Annotated in this window: 2 protein-coding genes and 1 pseudogene; 2 read left to right on the forward strand and 1 reads right to left on the reverse strand. The window is 59.9% G+C overall.

Annotated features, from left to right (window positions below):
- Positions 1-212: 212 nt before the first annotated feature.
- Complete coding sequence (locus ACHIRB_RS28525) at positions 213-1,133, forward strand: DNA-processing protein DprA (protein ID WP_395126737.1); 921 nt, start codon at positions 213-215, stop codon at positions 1,131-1,133.
- A gap of 182 nt (positions 1,134-1,315) precedes the next feature.
- Here the strand turns inward: ACHIRB_RS28525 and ACHIRB_RS28530 are convergent, their stop codons facing one another.
- Complete coding sequence (locus ACHIRB_RS28530; RefSeq protein WP_395126738.1) at positions 1,316-1,693, reverse strand: hypothetical protein; 378 nt, start codon at positions 1,691-1,693, stop codon at positions 1,316-1,318.
- A 347-nt stretch (positions 1,694-2,040) separates the two neighbouring features.
- On the opposite strand from ACHIRB_RS28530, the pseudogene ACHIRB_RS28535 reads away from it, so the two are divergent.
- A pseudogene (locus tag ACHIRB_RS28535) lies at positions 2,041-2,202 on the forward strand (type I restriction-modification system subunit M N-terminal domain-containing protein); the annotation flags it as partial.
- Positions 2,203-2,333 lie beyond the last annotated feature (131 nt).

Consider the following 2,333-nt stretch of genomic DNA (forward strand, 5'->3'; position numbering starts at 1 on the left):
TCGCTTCCCCCGAACTCTGTCCGGGATTGAGCGTGTCCAACACGAGGGGTCAAGGCCCTCAGCGCGGGGTAGGCACTGTCGGAGGGTTCAAATACCATCGAACAAATATTCGATGGGGCTTGTCGCGAGGAGGAGAGCGTGTGGAGCACCATCCACGAGACGACGGGGTTGAATTGCTGCCTAAGAGGACTTGCCGACATAAGGTGACAAGCATGGCGCAGCTAGATGATGAGGATGAGCGGGCGATCCTTCTGGCGCTGCTTGAAGCGCGACCGAGCCGGATGACATGGCCTCAGATCGCCTCAGAAGTGACCCTCAGAGGGTCAGCGTCAGCGCTCTGGGATGAAGCATTCCCTCCAATGCTTGATGGGGTCAATGATGCAGAGGGGCTCATCGCGCAATCACGGACGCGTCTCGCCGAATGGGCGGAGTCAGACTTCGAGCTGCTCACTGTTCTCGATCCCGACTACCCCCTTGCACTAAGGGAGATACATCAAATCCCACCGTTTTTGTTCATCAGGGGCAAGCTCAATTGCGAGGAACTTGCGGTCTCTGTGGTCGGTTCGCGTGACGCATCTGCGCGTGGCGTCGATATAGCGGGCCGAATCGCACAGGGTCTCGTCGAGCGCGGCATTTCAGTACTGTCTGGCCTCGCGGCCGGGATTGACACCGCCGCCCATACTGCGGCCCTGAAGGTGGGCGGGCGACCAATCGGTGTCATAGGCACCGGGATCAAAGGTGTCTATCCAGCGGCCAATCGTTCGTTGCATCTTGATGTCGCCAAGGCGGGTGCCCTGATCTCTCAGTTCTGGCCTGATGCTCCGCCGCGCAAGCAGAACTTTCCGATGCGCAACGCGACAATGTCAGGGCTCGGGCGGGTATCGATCGTTGTCGAGGCCGGCGAGAACAGTGGCGCGAGGATTCAGGCTCGGGTGGCAGTCGAGCATGGCCGGCCGGTGATTTTGACAGACCTCGTGGTCGCTGCCACAGACTGGGCTAAGGCACTGATCGGTCGCCCTGGCGTGTACCAGGCGGGGGGCATTGTCGAGGCGATGGACATCGTTGATCAGGTCACGTCTGCGAGCTCCGACGACTTTAGCTGGCCTAGCTTGACGGACTTGGCGAGTCGGTGACAGCTGGCCAATCGAACCGTGCCGCGCTACTGGATCGCATTCGATACGACCTTGTTACGCGCTCCGGCGGTTATCTACGAAATACGCTGCGGATACCGGGTGTCACGTGTGCGGTATGCACCGCACCCGTGGACGGCTATCCCCGTTGTTTCCAGTGCAATAAGTGGAGGAGTGTCCTTGGACTAGCCGACCTTGTGGCTCCCCTCGCGTACGGCGTCAATTTGCAGCAGTCCGGAAATATGTTGCGCCACTACAAGGACGACGTATCTCAGCAAGTCAAACTGAAGCATCGAAGTGTCGTGCAACACATGCTTTTCTTGGGCATCGTCCATCACGAGCAGTGCATCGCGAAGGTCGTCGGTAGTCCCGTAGAACTCCGACTGACAGTGCCGTCCTTGAGCGGCCGAACTGGAACGCACCCTTTTGAAGCGCTCGCGACCGACATGCACGCCATCGCTGACGAATGTCGGCTCGCGACTGCGCAGGGTGCTACTGCGGTGCGAACCGTCGAGGGTGGTCGATTTCGGGTAGTGCAGCCGGGGCATGTCAGCGGTAGGCACGTCCTATTGCTTGATGACACGTGGACGACTGGCTCGCGAACGAACTCCGCAGCGCTGACGCTCCGTGCTGCTGGCGCGAGCGCAGTGAGCGTTCTCGTCGTAGGGCGCTGGTTGGAGCCGACATTTGGGAAGACGAAGGACTTTATCCGTGATCGCCTGAAGGCCGATTACGATCCGATGGTCTGCCCGGTGACTGGCGCGACCTGCCCGAGATAGGCCAACGGCACCGTGGGTAGGCGGTGCAGGTCACTTGTTGAAACGATACATCTGCTCGGTACGCCTTCCCGAGCATGGATGTTGATCGCCGGTAACGTCAACGCACCCGTCCGATCAAGGAGTCAGCCCGAATGGCGAAGACGAATGCCAATCTCATCTGGAACATCGCCAACCTGCTCCGGGGGCCGTATCAACCGAACCAGTACGGCGACGTGGTACTGCCGTTCACGATCCTTCGTCGCCTCGACTGCATCCTCGACCCCACCAAAGAGGATGTGTTGGCTGAGTACGACCGGGTCCAAGGTCTCGGTGAATCGCCCCGGGTTTGATGCACACCCTTCTTCTTGGAAGGTTGGACATCATGCCATCGAAGTACGACGGGGAGACCAAGGCCAAGGCGGTCCGTCTGGTCACCGAGCACCGT

It is taken from the genome of Antrihabitans spumae, from assembly GCF_043944905.1.
Classification (GTDB): Bacteria; Actinomycetota; Actinomycetes; order Mycobacteriales; family Mycobacteriaceae; genus Antrihabitans; species Antrihabitans spumae.